The organism is Sulfitobacter sp. 1A13679, from assembly GCF_043557115.1.
In the GTDB taxonomy this organism is placed as follows: domain Bacteria; phylum Pseudomonadota; class Alphaproteobacteria; order Rhodobacterales; family Rhodobacteraceae; genus Sulfitobacter; species Sulfitobacter faviae.
Genome location: NZ_JBIFFO010000025.1, coordinates 40,435 through 56,656, shown reverse-complemented (window position 1 = coordinate 56,656; position 16,222 = coordinate 40,435). Strand labels below are relative to the sequence as shown.

General features: G+C 59.7%; 18 protein-coding genes and 1 pseudogene. 16 read left to right on the top strand and 3 right to left on the bottom strand.

The features are described from left to right. Positions 1 to 466: 466 nt before the first annotated feature. The 5 genes and pseudogenes from ACGYLA_RS17005 to ACGYLA_RS16985 form a co-directional block, all read left to right on the top strand. Positions 467 to 733, top strand: a pseudogene (locus tag ACGYLA_RS17005) (hypothetical protein); the annotation flags it as partial. 38 nt (positions 734 to 771) lie between these two features. Then, the gene (locus tag ACGYLA_RS17000) at positions 772 to 1,134 is read left to right on the top strand and encodes a hypothetical protein (protein WP_394434032.1); all 363 of its coding nucleotides are present in this window, start codon (positions 772 to 774) and stop codon (positions 1,132 to 1,134) included. A gap of 1,045 nt (positions 1,135 to 2,179) precedes the next feature. Beyond that, a complete protein-coding gene (locus ACGYLA_RS16995; protein ID WP_394434030.1) occupies positions 2,180 to 2,857 on the top strand; it encodes a hypothetical protein in 678 nt (225 codons plus the stop codon). 126 nt (positions 2,858 to 2,983) lie between these two features. Next, positions 2,984 to 3,145: a hypothetical protein gene (locus ACGYLA_RS16990; RefSeq protein WP_394434028.1), complete on the top strand. Its 162-nt coding sequence runs from the start codon at positions 2,984 to 2,986 to the stop codon at positions 3,143 to 3,145. A 53-nt stretch (positions 3,146 to 3,198) separates the two neighbouring features. Beyond that, positions 3,199 to 3,894, top strand: a complete 696-nt coding sequence (locus ACGYLA_RS16985) for a calcium-binding protein (RefSeq protein WP_394434026.1) — start codon at positions 3,199 to 3,201, stop codon at positions 3,892 to 3,894. 21 nt (positions 3,895 to 3,915) lie between these two features. Here ACGYLA_RS16985 and ACGYLA_RS16980 read toward each other — a convergent pair whose 3' ends face one another. Then, on the bottom strand, positions 3,916 to 4,134 hold the full coding sequence (locus ACGYLA_RS16980; RefSeq protein WP_394434024.1) for a hypothetical protein: 219 nt from the start codon (positions 4,132 to 4,134) through the stop codon (positions 3,916 to 3,918). A gap of 275 nt (positions 4,135 to 4,409) precedes the next feature. On the opposite strand from ACGYLA_RS16980, the gene ACGYLA_RS16975 reads away from it, so the two are divergent. Continuing rightward, positions 4,410 to 5,264 carry an SDR family oxidoreductase gene (locus tag ACGYLA_RS16975; protein WP_394434022.1) on the top strand — a complete coding sequence of 285 codons (855 nt, stop codon included), beginning with the start codon at positions 4,410 to 4,412 and terminating at the stop codon, positions 5,262 to 5,264. Between the two features lie 98 nt (positions 5,265 to 5,362). Here the strand turns inward: ACGYLA_RS16975 and ACGYLA_RS16970 are convergent, their stop codons facing one another. Beyond that, positions 5,363 to 6,379: a cation transporter gene (locus ACGYLA_RS16970; protein WP_394434020.1), complete on the bottom strand. Its 1,017-nt coding sequence runs from the start codon at positions 6,377 to 6,379 to the stop codon at positions 5,363 to 5,365. Further along, the gene (locus tag ACGYLA_RS16965) at positions 6,376 to 7,131 is read right to left on the bottom strand and encodes a substrate-binding periplasmic protein (protein WP_394434018.1); all 756 of its coding nucleotides are present in this window, start codon (positions 7,129 to 7,131) and stop codon (positions 6,376 to 6,378) included. Before ACGYLA_RS16965 ends, ACGYLA_RS16970 begins: the two co-directional genes overlap by 4 nt. Positions 7,132 to 7,337: 206 nt before the next feature. On the opposite strand from ACGYLA_RS16965, the gene ACGYLA_RS16960 reads away from it, so the two are divergent. The 10 genes from ACGYLA_RS16960 to ACGYLA_RS16915 all read left to right on the top strand — a co-directional run bounded on the left by ACGYLA_RS16960 (position 7,338) and on the right by ACGYLA_RS16915 (position 16,221). Continuing rightward, positions 7,338 to 8,033, top strand: coding sequence for an SRPBCC family protein (locus ACGYLA_RS16960; RefSeq protein WP_394434016.1), 696 nt, complete (start codon positions 7,338 to 7,340; stop codon positions 8,031 to 8,033). Positions 8,034 to 8,043: 10 nt separating this feature from the next. Continuing rightward, complete coding sequence (locus ACGYLA_RS16955) at positions 8,044 to 9,234, top strand: zinc-dependent alcohol dehydrogenase (protein WP_394434014.1); 1,191 nt, start codon at positions 8,044 to 8,046, stop codon at positions 9,232 to 9,234. A 17-nt stretch (positions 9,235 to 9,251) separates the two neighbouring features. Next, positions 9,252 to 9,398 carry a hypothetical protein gene (locus ACGYLA_RS16950; RefSeq protein WP_156505615.1) on the top strand — a complete coding sequence of 49 codons (147 nt, stop codon included), beginning with the start codon at positions 9,252 to 9,254 and terminating at the stop codon, positions 9,396 to 9,398. A 204-nt stretch (positions 9,399 to 9,602) separates the two neighbouring features. Continuing rightward, the gene (locus tag ACGYLA_RS16945) at positions 9,603 to 10,247 is read left to right on the top strand and encodes a hypothetical protein (protein ID WP_394434012.1); all 645 of its coding nucleotides are present in this window, start codon (positions 9,603 to 9,605) and stop codon (positions 10,245 to 10,247) included. 17 nt (positions 10,248 to 10,264) lie between these two features. Further along, positions 10,265 to 11,233, top strand: a complete 969-nt coding sequence (locus tag ACGYLA_RS16940) for a Gfo/Idh/MocA family protein (protein WP_394434010.1) — start codon at positions 10,265 to 10,267, stop codon at positions 11,231 to 11,233. Positions 11,234 to 11,321: 88 nt separating this feature from the next. Beyond that, positions 11,322 to 12,926, top strand: a complete 1,605-nt coding sequence (locus ACGYLA_RS16935) for a flavin monoamine oxidase family protein (RefSeq protein WP_322329111.1) — start codon at positions 11,322 to 11,324, stop codon at positions 12,924 to 12,926. Positions 12,927 to 12,929: 3 nt separating this feature from the next. Further along, positions 12,930 to 13,364, top strand: coding sequence for a c-type cytochrome (locus tag ACGYLA_RS16930; RefSeq protein ID WP_394434007.1), 435 nt, complete (start codon positions 12,930 to 12,932; stop codon positions 13,362 to 13,364). Positions 13,365 to 13,367: 3 nt separating this feature from the next. After that, complete coding sequence (locus ACGYLA_RS16925; RefSeq protein WP_394434005.1) at positions 13,368 to 14,063, top strand: c-type cytochrome; 696 nt, start codon at positions 13,368 to 13,370, stop codon at positions 14,061 to 14,063. A 36-nt stretch (positions 14,064 to 14,099) separates the two neighbouring features. Then, positions 14,100 to 15,569 carry a TrkH family potassium uptake protein gene (locus tag ACGYLA_RS16920; RefSeq protein ID WP_394434003.1) on the top strand — a complete coding sequence of 490 codons (1,470 nt, stop codon included), beginning with the start codon at positions 14,100 to 14,102 and terminating at the stop codon, positions 15,567 to 15,569. A gap of 10 nt (positions 15,570 to 15,579) precedes the next feature. Further along, a complete protein-coding gene (locus tag ACGYLA_RS16915) occupies positions 15,580 to 16,221 on the top strand; it encodes a potassium channel family protein (RefSeq protein WP_394434001.1) in 642 nt (213 codons plus the stop codon). Position 16,222: the final 1 nt, after the last annotated feature.

Genomic DNA, 16,222 nt, shown 5'->3' with positions numbered 1-16,222 from the left:
ATAAACCACGACGCATAACTGAGGGTGGGTCAAATCTCGGTGAAAATACCGGGTCAGTTCTCAGTGACAATCAACACAAATTGAGTTACCCTGTTCGAAATACAATTCGTCCAGGGGCAATGTGCCATAGTTGATGATGATTTGATCGTAGTTTTGTTCGCTTCGAGCGATTGGTGTAATCGGGGCCAATGGTTGCCTTCAGCTTATTGTCGTTATGAGAAACGTCGAGCAGTCAGCACGCCACTGGGAAGGTCACGTTTTTGTCCTAAAGTGAGCGCATATACGGCACCAAGTTCATCGATCCAGTCGAATGCGGCCCGAAACTCACTATAGAAAAGTTCAAATAGAGCAAGGCGACCTCCAAGAGGATCGCCGTGTCGATGAGTAAGTCGCCCTCCGGAGAAGAACTCGACTTTTGATTCAATTCTCCTTCGGAACGGCAGGCATATCCCGTGGCCGCAATCGAATGCAAACCCTTGAGTCGCAGAGCTATTTGAGTGTAGCAGGGCTGGAACGAAGCATAGTCTGCGCCAAAAATACCATAGAGACGAGGGCATACCCGATGTTGCGGATTAAAGCTGAAGATTTTGACCTGCAGCATTGGATGAGGCTAAACGCACATTTTCCGAAGGGAAAGGTGGCAGAATATTTCAAGACCGAGGAGGAATGTGAACAGCATCTGTTCCATACGATCTGGAAGCTTGGATATCTATGCCCAAGATGCGATTATGAGGGCGATATCTGGGTTCAGAAGACGCGTCGGATGTATCAATGTCCAAATTGCCGGCACCAATACACGGGCGGTCAGTCACGGATTTATATCGAAAACGCGCATCTTTGCTTGGTTGTTTCAAAGGAGCAGAGTGGATCATTGCAAGCATGGCGGGGGGCAAGTTTAGTACCCAAACCATAGCAAATTTCTCCAAGATTGTTGGTCTTAGCTATCGTCCCGCCAGAAAGCTACGCCTTGAAATGTTCGAGGAGCTGCAAAAGCCTATGGGTGGCTTTTGGGGAACTCTGCTTTGCGATGATGTAATCGATGAATACGCCTACGAAGGGGACCGCTACACCGAGCTCCTAGAGTATTACGAAATTGATGATCCGGAAGACGGTCTGTCGAAATTTAGAAAATGAGTGCTGCCGACCCTTTTTCTTCGTAGTCACGCTTCTTCTGGCCCTGCTTCGCGGGTCTCTAAATTTCCCGCGAGTGGACCATCAGCCTGCAAACGATGCTATCCGAGAACTGCTTTCGTTTCCTTCGGCAGCCTTCATGCGCTGAGGCACAAACTTTGACCTGACTCAAGTGCATAACAGAGCGCAATCAAACCTGAGCTAAGTGCATAAGGTAAGCTTGTGAAAGACTTTACGCGGTGAATAGGCGTCTCTAGCTTTGATGAAACAAGCCGGGTCACGAAGAAATAGGCGGCAACATCTAAAGGAGACCAACAATGGTATTGGATAAATGCGACAAACCCTTCCTTGAGGTTTTGCCCCATACCGCGCGCGAAGTGGTCTGATGGTCATTCTTTGGCTGTGAAGCCCGAATCACGATCTTAACGGTAGCCCTTGAAGGGGGAGGCATTTTCACGTTCGGCCCCATGACCGCATGAAAAATTATTTTCCGACTATTTGAGTCAGATTTCTTTTCGCAGGCTTTGACATGCAGATTTTCATGCAAAGTGTTCGGTCATGTCGTGTGGGAAATTTGGTAGAAAACTAAACCGTCGGTTCAGACATATGCGAAAAACGCAACTGCGGCCCTTCTCTAAGTCGCTGATTTAAATGAGAAAAAATGTTTTCAGGGAGGATCTTTAGCTATCGTTGAGACAGATCAACAATGAGTGGCATCAAACGAAAGGAACCAAGATGACCTAGCCGAAAATGAAAATCGCGATCTACGCCAACAGACCGCGACCTTTTTCAAAAGACCGAAGTCTCTCATACTTAGACTGAACGATATCACCCCCACGTGGTCGTTTCAAGGGCATCGGTTTTTCAATGCATGACAGATTCCACCCAACCCATCTTCGGATGGAAAAGGGAAAGGCTTGTCTTCCACCGTTTCTCAATGGGCATTTGGAGCCTGTGATGAAGCGGGTGGGGCAGCCTTTGGGATCAGCCGCTTTCCGCGATCTCCGGGCAGCGTTTCCATCCCCATGTTAGAAAGAAAGAGACGATTATGTCCTATCACTTCCGATCCAGCGGTATCCGCCTTCCCGACTTCAGCCGTGGCAACCGCAAGACGCAAATTGGTTCCACCAAGCACTTTACCGGTGGCCTCATCCTCGGCGACCGCGAAGGCGTGCGCTTTGGTACGGAAAGCCATCTTGAGAAAAACGCAGATTTGTTGCTGGCCTACCGTGCAACGACCCTCGATCTTATCGAGCAGGTGCGGTTCGCTTGGTACGATGAGGACGGCGAATACTTCGACCACTACATCAATGTCGTACAATGGCGCAACGACGGCAAGGTAGTTGGGTATGCCGTTCGTCCCATGGGACGGGTTAGCGATGCTTATCTTCGTAAGCTGGCGCGCATCAAGGAACAGGCGATCGCTCAATGTTTCCGGGACGACTTCCGCCTGTTTTCGGAGAAGGACGTATGCCCCGTTGAGTTGCACAATGCGACGCTGTTTCATTCGGTGCGCCGTTCCGATGACTTCGCGGACCCCGTAGCCCAAGATGTTTGCAAGAATGTATGCGGCATCACAACCGTCGGGGCCCTTGTAGACAAAACGGGCCTTGAAGGAATGGGATTTCGCGCCGTCGTTCGTCTGGTCCGTTCCGGCCACCTCCAGATGTTGCGGAACGAAAAGATCGAACGCAGCACTGAAATTATCCGGACGCGTGTAGTCTGATTTTCTTCAGAAGATCAGCCAGACCCAACAGTCTGCCGTGGCTGATCTTCACCCCTCTTCATCACAACCCGCCGAGGCAACTTTTGTCTGGGCCCGACCTCTCTATGCCTCACGAAAGGACACAGAATGACCCGTAAATCCTATGTTACTCTCTATGATTTTGAGCCGAACGGAAATCAGACACCTGAGTTCGCAAGCGCTTATTATTGCGCGCGCTATTCCTTGGAGCGCGTTGAGATCGACGCCTGGTTCGACCGTATTTCAGAGTTTCTGACGTCAGCGCTCTGAAACTCCAAGACCTCAACAACTCCATTGGCCTACCCCCGCAGGTCGAGCTGCGGTTGAAACCCTTCGAAGTGATCGAGATCACCTTCGATGCCGGGGCGACAGCGGGCGGGGAAAAGATCGACGGCAGCGGCGCGGCGGACGATTTGACCGGCACGGATGGAAACGACACGATCGGCGGCTTTGGTCAGGACGACACGCTGCACGGCGGGGATGGCGACGACGTGATCAATGGCCATGGCGGTGACGACAGCCTCACCGGGGGGCGCGGTGATGACAACCTGCGCGGCGCACCGGGAGAGGACACGCTCCACGGCTGGGGCGGAGACGACACCCTGCGCGGCTTCGACGATGATGACCTATTGATCGGCCAGCAGGGGGATGACCATCTGCTGGGCAACCGGGGCGACGATCAGCTTTCCGGCAGGGAGGGGCAAGACCAGCTAAACGGCGGCATCGGGCATGACACGGTCGTCGGCGGGGCGGGGTCAGACACCGTCACGGGATGGACCGGCGACGACGTTTTCGGCTTTTCCGAGGGCGAGGTGGCCACGGGCGATGCCATCACCGACTTCACCCCCGGCGTCGACGTGATCCAGCTCTCGCTCTCCGGCATCAGGGGGCTCGATGATCTTGAAATCACGGCGCGAGAGGGCGGTGTTGCGGTCGGCCTCGGCGCGCATGGGGTGATCTTTTTGCAAGGCGACCTGACGGAAAGCGCGGTGGCGCAGGATCGGAACTTCGTATTCTAACCGGCCACGCGCAGCCCGCCATCAATAGGTCGCTGGCGGATCGCTGGCGGGGAAGGATTCGTCGACCGTCTCGTCCACAATATTCCATTTGCGGGGCGGGTCGACCATCTCGCGCGGGCCTGCGACGCGGACGTGGTCTTGCGCCCGGTCATACGCCACCGCCCTTTGGGCGCGGGACTGGCGGTTCATCAGATAGGCGAGGCTCGCGGCACCGGCGCCGAAAATTAGCAATGCGCTCATTCGCATGGGATATACTCCTTCTCAAGGTTACCTGAAAAACCATGGGGCTGATGCTTGGTTCCTTGGCCCGCTGGTGATTGGCGGGAGCTTGCCACCGCTGGAAGGGGCGACGCGGAAAGGCGACCGGCCCCTGCGCGCAACACCCGTGATGCGCGAAATTTCTCTCATCCCGCTGCCGCGCTGAAACCAGACCGGCAAAGCGATCATTGCCCCTTTGTAACCCTAGTTTTTTGAACGCCCCGCCCGCGCGGGGCCACAACAGATAGGAATGCACCATGACAGATCAGAATTTTGATGCCCTCGACAGCCCGCAGAGCCAGCCCGGGCGAGAGCATAAGATGGACCCCGCGCCCGATTACACCCCGCGCTACCCCGGTTCCGACCGGCTCAAGGATAAGGTGGCGCTGATCACCGGGGGCGACAGCGGGATCGGCCGCGCCACCGCGCTGCTCTATGCGCGCGAGGGGGCGGATGTCGCCATCGTCTACCGCAACGAAAGCCGCGACGCGGAAGAGACCAAGCGATTGGTCCAGGCCGAGGGCCGCCGGGCATTGTTGCTGGAAGGCGATGTCGGTGAGAAAGCCTTTTGCAAAGATGCCGTAAGCCGCACGATGGAGAGCTTTGGCAAGATTGACATTCTCGTCAATGATGCGGGCGAACAGCACGCGCAGGAAAGCCTCGAAGACATTGAAGAAGCGCAGATCGAACGCACGTTCCGCACCAATATCATCGGCATGATCCTGATGACGCAGGCAACGCTGCCGCATTTGAAAAAGGGCGCGCGGATCATCTGTGTCACTTCGATCACCGCCTATAAGGGTCAGGACCTACTGCTCGATTATGCGTCGACCAAAGGGGCGATCCTGTCCTTCCTGCGGGCCATGGCGAGCAAGCTGGCGCCCAAGGGTATTTTGGTGAACGGCGTGGCCCCGGGGCCGATCTGGACGCCGCTGATCCCGGCCTCCTTCCCGGCGGATAAGGTTGAGGAATTTGGCGAAAACACCCCCCTCGGCCGCCCCGGTCAGCCGAATGAGGTGGCCCCGTCGCTGCTGTTCCTCGCTTGCGAGGACTCGTCTTACATGAGCGGGCAGGTGCTGCATCCGAACGGCGGCACATTGGTCGGCGGATAAGCCAGATGAATGTTGCCCCGCGTGCGATGGCGCGGGGCAAACGCAATCCGGGGGCAGGTCTGTAGGTTAGTTTTAAATCGGACGCGATCCGCCCCCGGTCACCCCACCGGACGCCGCCGGGCGCCGGACCGCAGCGGCAGAGTGCCGTCATCCGCCCCTTCAATCGTGACAGACTCCGCAATTTCGGTCCGAGGCATGATCGAGATGTCATGAATGCGCCAATGCAGGTCGAGCAGTTCGGCCTCCGCCGCCTCGACCCTTTCGGGCGTAGCGCCGTTTTCATGCGCCACGACGTAGATCGTGCCGGTCAGAAAGCGCCCTTCTTCGCGCAGACGCAGGCGGCTTTCGCAGACCCATGGCAGCGCGTTGAAAGTATTCTGCACCTCTTCGATCAGCGGGTCGAACTCCTTATCTTCAATCGTGCGCGGCATCTCATCGCTGAGGTCGCGGATGGCCGCGCCGGTGTGCTTGAAACCGTCATGCAGCACGTCCAATGCGATCACGATGGCCGCGACCGCATCGGCCCACCACCAGCCCATGCCGATCCCGAGGATGCCCACGATCCCGGCAAGCCCTGTCATCCAATCCGCCTTGTTCATCATGGCATCGGCATAGAGCGTCTTGTCATGGAGCATCCTGGCGGGTTTCATTTTTAAATGGCCGAAAATGACCGGCATCACGACGCTATAGGCCAGCGCCGCGATCATCACCCAACCGAACCAAATGGTGGTGCCGAAAAGCTCGACACTGCCGATGGTGGGGTGCTCCTGCTTGAACAGTGCGATGGAAGAGTCGACGATAAGAAAAATCCCGACCCCGCCGAGCGACACGGCGCTGATCAGATAAGCGATTGATGTGACGCGGATATAGCCCAGTGGGAAACGGCGGTTGGGCTTCCATCCTTCGATCCACGAGCCAACGAGAAAGGCAATGGGCGGCACGAAGCTGAGCAGGTCTTCGATCCATGCGGTTTTCATCGCTTGGCTGCTGCCCACTGCAAAATAGATCGCCGCCACGATCGACGCCAAGACCGCAATCCAAATGACCTCAAGCCAGCGCGCGCGGTGCAGCGCTTTCTTCTGCGCCTCGGGCATGGTGCGGATGGAGCGGGTCATGGGGCAGATGCGCGTAAACGCGCCCCGATGGTTCCGGCTTCATCTCGAAGAAAGCCTTCGATCTCCATCAGCCAAGCGTTTTCGCCCTGCTGCACGGCAACGACATGCTGCGCGCGCTGTAGCGTGGTTTCGGTGGCGGTAAGGTCTTTCTCATCAAGTTGCCAATGTGGGAGGGCGGCGAGGTTGAGACCTTCCGCCCATTGATCCACCGGAATGCCGCCTTCCTTTTCAACCAGCGCGGCGAGGGGCAGGTGGGGCGGTACGAAAACGCGTTGGCCTTCGATGCCATCGGGCAAGGCGTCTGGCCCCCGGCTGCCGATGACGAAGGACTCCTCGAAATAGGCGTAACTCGGCGCGGCACCTTTTACCGGGGTCACGTCCTTGCGGGTGAAACCCCCGATGGCAAGGTCGATGTCGCCCTTTTCCAACCCCTCCAACGCTGCGAAGGCGCCGAGGTGCTTCCACTCGATGGCCACCCCCAAGGTTTCGGCGAAGGCGCGGGTCAGGTCGGCTTCGACCCCCTGCGGCGGCTGGCCGTCTGCCAGCACGACCCATGGCGGGTTTTCCGATACCGCCACGGTCATTTTCTGATCGGAGAGAACGGTTTCGAGGGTGCCTTCCACATCCCGAGGGAACCGCAGGTCGTCGCAAGCGGCGAGCAGGCTTAGGGCAGCGACAGGGACCAAAACTCTTAAACCAATTGGATTGTCCACGCCTTTGGCACCATGTGGCGTAGTTTCTCGGGGCGTCATTACATTATTCCTTTGGGCCGGATCGCGGGGGATCAACGGGCGGTTTCCCGAAAGGTTCCTGTTAGGGGCAGCCCGACCCCCGCGCGCGATCGGTCGATTTCCGCCGGAGCCGCGCTTTGGAGCCACTTCTTCGGAACACCTGCCGCGATCCTCGCGTTCCAGTTGAAACACTCGGTCTGCCATATTCAGCAACAGGAGGTTTCTTGATGACATCTTATCCTTACGACCAACGCAGTGCCGCTGAGGGCGCGCGGGACGCGCTGACAGAGCGGCAAAGCTCGCTGTTCTGGGGGCTCGGCGTCGGCGCGCTTGCCGGGGCCTCTGCCTATGCGCTCTACGCCGCGCGGCGGGATCGTGACGGTTTGCGCCATCGGCCAGCAGATTCCGCGCCCGGGCGCAGTGCGAAACAGGCGCGTTTCGGGGATTATGCCGTTGTCGGACGCACGGTGACGATCGACCGTCCGCGTGACGAACTCTACCGCCACTGGCGCGACTTCACAAAGCTCTCAGAGTTCATGGAGAACGTGAAGGCGGTCGAGCCGATCGACGCCGCGAAGGGTCAGTTCCGTTGGATGATCGCAGGCCCGGCGGGGACAGACCTGCGGGTCGAGACCGAGGTGGTCAGTGACAAACCGGGAAAAGAGATCGCGTGGCGCGCCCTCGACAGTTCGCAGATCGATACCGAGGGGAAAGTCTCGTTCCGCGACGCGCCGGGCGACCGGGGCACCGAGGTGGAGGCGATCATCGCCTATAACCCGCCCGCCGGGGAGCTGGGGCGCTGGATCGCCAAGCTGTTTCAGACCGAACCCGCGCTTCAGGGGCGGCGGGATTTGAAGCGGTTCAAAATGCTGATGGAGACCGGCGAGATCGCCACCTCCGCCAATCGCAAATCGGACAAGTGAGGAGAGAGACATGCGCGCATTGACATGGCAAGGCAAGCACGACGTGCGGGTCGATACGGTCCCCGACCCGGAAATCGTCAACCCCCGCGACGCCATTATCGAGGTCACCTCGACCGCGATCTGTGGCTCTGACCTGCACCTTTATGATGGCGTGATCCCCGGCGTCATGGCGGGCGATATTCTGGGCCATGAGTTCATGGGTCGGGTGGTCGAGACCGGACCCAAGAGCACCCTTAAGAAAGACCAGCGGGTGGTGGTGCCTTTCACCATCTCCTGCGGGTCCTGCTTTCACTGCAAAAAGACACAGTATTCGGCCTGCGACAACTCCAACCCGGCTGACAAACAGGATTTGACCGAAAAGCAATTCGGCCACGCGGTCGGCGGGTTGTTTGGCTATTCTCATCTGACCGGCGGCTATCCCGGCGGACAGGCAGAATATGTGCGGGTGCCCTTCTCTGACGTGGGCCCGATAGTCATTCCCGAAGGGTTCGACGATGACGATGTGCTATTCCTGTCGGATATTCTCCCGACCGGCTGGATGGCCGCCGAAAACGCCGACATCGAAGAGGGCGACACCGTCGCCGTTTGGGGCTGCGGCCCGGTGGGGCTTTTCGCCGTGCAAAGCGCGCTCAAGATGGGGGCCGCGCAGGTCATCGCGATCGACCACTACCCGAACCGGCTGAACCTCGCGCGGCAGATGGGGGCCAAGGTCATCGACTACACCCAGACCCATGTGCTGGAGGCGCTGATGGAGATGTCGGGCGGTCACGGCCCCGATGCGGTGATTGATGCGGTCGGCATGGAAAGCCACGGTTTCGCGCCCGATACGATGATGGACAACGTCAAACAGGCGGTCGGCGTCGGTGCTGACGGAGGCCATGTGCTGCGTGAAGCGATCATGGCTTGCCGCAAGGGCGGTCGCGTCTCGGTCCCCGGTGTCTATGGCGGCTTCCTCGATAAATTCCCTTTGGGCGCGATGATGGAGAAAGGTCTGCAAATCCGCACCGGCCAAACCCATGTGCAGCGCTACACAAAGGAGCTGTTGCACCGCATCGCCGAGGGCGAGATCGACACCCGCTTCATGATCAGCCACCGCCTGCCGCTGGAGCAGGCCGCCAAGGGCTATCACAACTTCCGCTTCGACCAGAACGACTGGACCAAAGTGGTCCTCAAACCCGGCATGCAGGCCACCGCCGCATAGCAAAAAAGGAGAGTGACATGCCAAACGAGCCAGATCACGCCAAAGAGAAACGCCCGCCCCATCGTGAGCGCCACAATGCGCAGGACGATCACGAAGGCGCGGCGCACCGCCCCGAGGAGTTCGATCCAAAGAACCCGCAAAAGGTGGTGAAGCAAGAGAAGTGAACGGCAAAGCAGCGCGAGAAAATCGCGCTGCTTTTTCGTATCGCCCGGGCATTTTCCGGGCGCCATCTCACGCACGCAGAAGGGGCAGATTAGACCCCGCGAATATTAACCGATTTCACAGAAAGGCAGAAAAGGATGCCACAGTTTCACAAAACCCTATCGCTCATATGCCTTCTGGCCCCCGCTGGGGCCTTGGCGCAAACGGTGGATCAGACAACAACCTCAGCCCCGGAGATGGAGCGGAACACCTCCGCCTCGGATTGGAGCCTAGAGGTGGGCGTCACGCCGAAATTCTTTTACCGTCTCAACGATGGCCCCGGTGCTGCCGAAAGCGCGGAGATCGAGGCTTTTGCGGAGGTCGCCTATGGCCCGGCCTATTTCCACGCCCTCGTACTATCGCTGGACGACCCAAGGGATGACGCGCAATTCGAACTGACGCTGGGCCACCGTGGCGATCTCACGGAGAAACTGGCCTATGACGCCTATTACACCCGCTTTCTGCGCGATGAGACGGGCGATGTGCGCGGCGAGTTGCATGGCAAATTCGACTATAGCGTGAGCGAAGAGTGGCGGGCCACCGTCGATCTGGGGGTCGAGCCGGAGCGGGGCGATTGGGTCTATAAGCTCGAAGGCGGCTATACGTTCAACGACCGCGTTGATGCCTATGCCTTTGTCGAGCGGAACGATATTCTGGATTATACGGGCTATGAGGTCGGGGTGAACTACGATCTCGACGAGGGCAACGCGCCGCTCGATGCGTCATTGCTCAGCTACGTGAACCACACCGAAGGCGGCGACACTGTTTTCGCGGTTCAGATCACGCTGTCACGTTTTCTGTTGGGCGATTGATGCGGGGGGAAACAGTTATGACAACTGACAAGAATTTGGTTCTGCTCGGCGGGGCGCATGTGCATCTGTCCGACCATCTGGCGCATATCGAACAGCGCGGCTGGCGCGTCTCGCATGTTTTCGACCGGGATGAGGCGCGCCGAGAGGCGCTTTGTGGCCAGCTCAAGGCCAGCCGGGTCGCGCTGACTGACCCTGCCCGATTGGATGTGCGCGGCGCGATTGTGTGCAGCGAAACGGTGTTTCATGAGGAGGACATCACCGCCGCCCTGAACGCCGGTCTGCCGGTCTTTGTCGAAAAGCCGATGGCGGGCAGCGCCGAAGCGGCGCGCCGCTGCGCTGACTTGGCCTGCGAAAAGGGTTTGGTCTTGGCGGCGGGGTATTTCCTGCGCAGGTCCGCAGCGCTCAACCACCTGCACGAGAGTATCGCGCGGGGCGAGTTGGGCAGGGTGCTAGAGGCCCGCGGACGCTTTTCCCATGACGGCGGCTATGCCGATTGGCTCGACCTCGATTGCTGGATGACCGACCCGGCGCGCGCCTGCTATGGCGGGTTCGTGGATGAGGCGGTGCATGTCATCGACCTTCTGCAATGGCTTGTCGGCCCCATCGCCTCGGGCCATGCGGTCACGGGCAACGCGCTTGGCTGGCCGGTGGATGACCACGGCGCGGCCCTGATCGAATTCGCGACCCCGCCCGTCACCGGCGTGGTTGAGGCGGGCTGGACGGATAGCGAAATGCGCCTTGAGTTGGACATCGTGGGCGAGGCCGGTTGGGCGCGCCTGCGGGCGGGTGTGCTGGACTTCGGTCTTAGAGGGCAACAGAAACCGGTCGAGAGCATAGAGCTTCCCCCGCTTGATGCGGGCGAGGGGGTGGAGCCGTTTTTGGACACTTTGGAAGGCAAGGATGCGACCGGCCTCGTGCCGCCGCAGGACGCCGCGCAGGTCAATGTCATGCTTGATGCCATGAAACTCAATCGCGGCGGATCGTGATTTTTCCGACCTTCTTGGAACAATGACCAACGGCGGGCGTTCTTTCGTTAATTGGTCAAAAAATTTACCTGAAATAGGAGCGGTCTTTATGTCCCACCCCTCCAACGTCCGGCCCCCCTCACGGCGCGATCTTTTGAAAATGATCGGTCTGGCCGCTGGTTCCTCCACCATGTTGCACGCCATGTCCTCACTTGGGCATGCCCGGCAAAGCCCTTACAAAGGCCCCATCGAACTTTCCGGCGCGCCTCAGGGGCGCAAGGTTGTTGTGCTTGGGGCGGGTCTTGCGGGCATGTGCGCCGCGCTGGAGCTGCGCAACGCGGGCTATGAAGTCAGCATTCTAGAGTATCAGAAACGCGCCGGGGGCCGTTGTTGGACCCTCAAGGGCGGCGATGAATTCGAAGAATTGGGCGGCTATAAGCAAAAGGTCGAATTCTCCAAAGGGCAATATATCAACATCGGTCCTTGGCGCATTCCGCATCACCATCTAGCGCTCTTGGACTATTGTCACCGCTTGAACGTGCCGCTGGAAGTTTTCGTTCAGGAAAACCAGAACGCCTATCTCCATTCGCAAACGGCATTCGACGGAAAGCCCATTCGCTATGGTCATGCTTGGGCGGATTACGTGGGCCAGATCACGGAGTTGCTGGCCAAATCGGTGGACAAAGGGCGGCTTGATAGCGCGCTGACCAAAGAGGACACTGAGATCCTTTTGGAATCCCTGAAATCCTTTGGCATCCTGAACAATGATTACAGCTATGAGGCCAGTCTCGATACCGCTGAATACCGCGGCTATCCTGAGAATGGCGCGCCGGGCGGGGGGCTTTACAACGCTGCGCCTGAACCTTCCGAGCCGATTGCCTTGGAAGACCTGCTGAAATCCCGCTTTTGGGAGAAGATGCGCAACCACACGACCTACCGCCACCATGCGCCGATGTTCCAGCCCGTGGGCGGCATGGAGGAGATCGCCCATGCCTTCGCCCGCGAGGTGGAGGATACGATCACCTATAACGCCAAGGTTGACCGGATCCGGCAGACCGAAAGCGGGGTCGAGGTGGAGTATTCCAGCGCCGATGGCGAAGGGGAGGGCGGGGTTGAAACGGCGGATTACTGTATCTGCACTATCCCCTTCACCGTGCTCAGCCAGCTTGATGTCGATGTCTCTGCCGACATGCGCCGCGTCATGCGGGCGCTGCATTACCATGAGGCGGTGAAAGCCGGGCTTGAGATGAAGCGCCGCTTTTGGGAACGGGATGAGCAAATTTACGGCGGCATCACCCTGACCGACCTGCCGATTGCCGAGATCAGCTATCCCTCGGCTGAGATGCATTCCGATGGGCCGGGCGTGCTGCTGGGCTGCTATGCCTATGGGCCGCATGCCTATGCCTTCAACTCGATGTCGCCCGAAGAGCGGCTTGAAACCGTGTTGGAGCAGGGCGCGCGGATCCACCCGCAGTACCGGGATGAATTCAGCAGCGGTGTGGTGCTGAGCTGGCACCGGGTGCCGTGGATGCTGGGCTGTTATTCCGATTGGGATGACCGGGGTCGCGATTATGAGATCGCTGCGACCATGGACAACCGTTTCGTCTGCGCGGGGGAGCATATCAGCTATCTGCCGGGCTGGCAGGAAGGCTCTCTGCTCTCCGCTCTGGATGCGGTGCGACAGGTCCATGACCGCGCGGTGAAGGAGGGTTGAACCATGCGTTATCTGATCTTTCCCCTGCTCATGGCGCTCGCCACGCCGGGCCTTGCGCAGGAGGACAATTCTCAGGTCGATGTCGGCCGGCGTGATCTGGGCTCCACCACCGAGAAATTCACCGATAGCGAGGGGGCCGATCTTTACCGCCGCGCCTGTTCGGGCTGTCACGGGCCGGAGGGCGAGGGGGCATACGGGGCCGGGAAATACCCCCCTTTGGCCGCCAACCCGCGGCTGGGGCACAAGCGCTATCCGGTCAACCTGATCCTCGAAGGCAATGGCGCCATGCCGGCCTTTGCCGATTGGCTGGACGATGAACAGGTCGCCGCCATCGTGTCCTACATCCAAACCAACTTGGGCAATGACTACGAAGGCGATGTCACCGCCGAAGAGGTCAAGCGTATGCGGGCCGAGTTCGCTGATCTGGAGGAGGGGTAGACCATGCGACTTTCAATTCTTGTTCCCTTTGCCACCTTCATCGCCTGTGCCGCTGCGGCGCAGTCTCCGCCACCGCTCTTTGACGACGCCGATGATGGCGGCGTCGAACGTGCCCCGGATACCGCTTTGGGCCGCACCGTCGCCTCAGGCGGCGCGCAGCAGGGCGGCGTCGGCATGAAATGCATGGCCTGCCACGGGCTGGATGACGCAGGCGCAGGCTTGGGCGAGATGCCCGGTCTGGCCGGGTTGCCCGCCGATTATATCGAAGCGCAACTTCAGGCTTTCATGGCGGGTGAACGGTTTTCGCCGATCATGGTGCCCATCGCCACGCAGTTGACCGAAGAAGAACGTTTGGCCGTGGCGGATTACTACGCCTCCGTCGCGCCGAAACTGTCCAAGTTCGATCACGGCACCCCGACCGATGTGGTGCAACAGGGCGGCGCGCTTGCGGCCTCTGGCAGTGACAGCGTGCCAGCCTGCAACCAATGCCACGGTGGCAGCGACACAAGCGGCGCGGCGATTCCGCGTTTGGCAGGGCAATCGGCGCAGTATATCGCCGATCAACTGGTGGCTTGGCAGAACGGCGACCGGGCGAATGGGCCGCTTAACGTCATGGAAGACATCGCCAAATCGCTTAGCGATGAGGAAATCCGCGCGGTTGCCCTATACTACCAGCAGACGCCGCCTGATGCGGAATAAAGCTACACCACTACGGATACAGATGGCCCCAAGCTGATGGCAATTCGCCCGGCCTCTTTCTTCCGGTCGGGATCCTCGACCGTGATGACCGTCGCGCGGCCGCGTGTAATTGCGCTGACCCTCGGCAAACACGCGCCGATCTTTGGCGCGTTGTGCCTGCCACCCGGCGCTTGGGCATTGGCCGAGGGGGACTTGCTGCTGGCGCTGGTCCTGCTCGCGCCGGTTGTCCTCTCGGGCATGGTGCATGTCGCGGTGCGGTCGCGCCCGCTGCCTGATGATCTGCGCGGGATGGAAGCGATGATGACCGTGGCTTTGGTCTTTCTCATTGCCGCGCTGTTGACCACACCCGCTTTCGTCACCCTTGGCATGCCCCCCATAGATGCGTTTTTCGAGGCGGTGAGCGGCATCACCACCACCGGCCTTACCGTCGCGCAAGAGGCGGAAAGCTGGCCTTTCGCGGGCCATGTCTTGCGCGGCTGGATGCAATGGTGCGGAGGTCTGGTGATCGCTACGGCGGTGCTGGCCCTACTGCTGCCGCGGGGGCGACCTGCGCGGCGTTTGGGGCGGGTCGATATCCAGCAGGGGGATCGCATTTCATCGACCCGAGAGCAGGCGCGGCAGCTTCTGACCGTCTATAGCGCGCTGACCTTGGTCATGGTGCTGCTGACCATGCTGGTGATCCCCGATTGGCGCGAGGCATTGGTGCTGACCCTCGCCGCGATTTCGACCGCAGGGTTTTCGCCCCGGGCCGATAGTCTGGCGAGCTATTCTCCGCTGGGGCAGGGCATGGTCATCCTGTCCTGCGTCTTGGGCGCGATATCGCTGCTGGTCTTTGTCTTTGTCGGCCAGGGGCGGCACCGTGAGGCTTGGAAGCTCGGCTCGGTCCAGCGCGTGCTGGTGGCGATTGCACTGGCGTTGGTCATTTACCTTGCTGCGGTGCTGACCACCTCCCAAGATCGCGAACTTACCCTCTACGCCCATGCGCTGAACCTGATTTCGGGGCTGACGACGGCGGGGTTTTCCACGGGGCCGGTCTATGATGCCGGTCCCGCGTTGCTGATCCTGTTGCTGGCGATGCTTTGGGGCGGCGATGCCGGATCGACGGCGGGGGGGCTTAAGCTCAGCCGTCTGCATGTCTGTATTGGCGCAGTGGTCCATGCGGTGCAGCATGTGCGGCTGACCGAACATGCCATCGCCCCCCTGCGCCACAGTGGGCGGCCCGTCTCGACCGAAGCGGTTGTGTCGCTTTTGGCGCTGGTGCTCATCTATTTCAGCTTTGCAGGGCTCTTGTGGTTTCACTTCGTGGCCCATGGCTACCCCCCGTTGCCCGCTCTGTTCGACACGATTTCAGCGCTTTCGACTGTGGGCCTCTCGACCGGGGCGGTGGGGGCGGACATGCCCGGCGATCTGAAACTCTCGGTCGCCTTTGCCATGTGGCTGGGCCGGTTGGAATTCATTGCGGTGCTGGCGCTTTTGCTGCCACGCAGTTGGACCCGCCCAAGTTAGGAGATTACCCATGCGTATCGTCATCATCGGCGCGTCGAGCTTTGGCCTCGCCATTGCGGAGGAGTTGATCGAAACCGACCGCGAGGTCGTGTTGATCGACAAGTCGCGCGAGTTGTTGGAACAAGCGGCAGAGCGGATCGACTGCGGCATGATAGAGGGTGACGGCAGCAACCCAGACGTGCTGCGCGAAGCCTTTCGCGACGAAGACGACGTGTGCATCGCCGTGACCAATGCCTCCGAGATTAACATTCTAGCGGCGCTCATTGGCCGCTCTATCGGCTATGGCCGGGTGATCCCGCAGATCACCTCGAACGCGCTGCTGCGGGTCTGTTGCGAGTTGGGCTTGGACGACGTGATCAACCCCCATGCCAAGGTCGCCGAAGACATCGTCGACATGCTGACAGGCGATGACGATGCGATGAAAGAGCCGCTGCTACAGGACGATCTGCTGCTGACCCGTGTCACCGTGCCCGAGCGTTTGGCCGGGGAGCGGTTGGACCTGCCGGGGCTAGGCCGCCTTGTCGCGCTGATCCGCGACGGGGAAGAGCAGTTGCCGGGCCGGGATGTCACCCTGCAAGAGGGCGACGTTCTGATCGTGGTGCTGCCGCGCGACAGGCAGGAAGACCTGACCAGAGCCTTCGCGGCAGGCTGAC